Annotated in this window: 1 rRNA gene; it reads left to right on the plus strand. The window is 56.4% G+C overall.

Annotated features, from left to right (window positions below):
- Positions 1–319, plus strand: a 23S ribosomal RNA gene (locus TALK_RS21935); the annotation flags it as partial.

Here is a 319-nt window from a genome sequence, read left to right on the forward strand (position 1 = left end):
GAAGGGCCATCGCTCAACGGATAAAAGGTACTCCGGGGATAACAGGCTGATACCGCCCAAGAGTTCATATCGACGGCGGTGTTTGGCACCTCGATGTCGGCTCATCACATCCTGGGGCTGAAGCCGGTCCCAAGGGTATGGCTGTTCGCCATTTAAAGTGGTACGCGAGCTGGGTTTAGAACGTCGTGAGACAGTTCGGTCCCTATCTGCCGTGGACGTTTGAGATTTGAGAGGGGCTGCTCCTAGTACGAGAGGACCGGAGTGGACGAACCTCTGGTGTTCCGGTTGTCACGCCAGTGGCATTGCCGGGTAGCTATGT

The organism is Thalassospira alkalitolerans, assembly GCF_002115745.1.
GTDB classification, from domain to species: Bacteria; Pseudomonadota; Alphaproteobacteria; order Rhodospirillales; family Thalassospiraceae; genus Thalassospira; species Thalassospira alkalitolerans.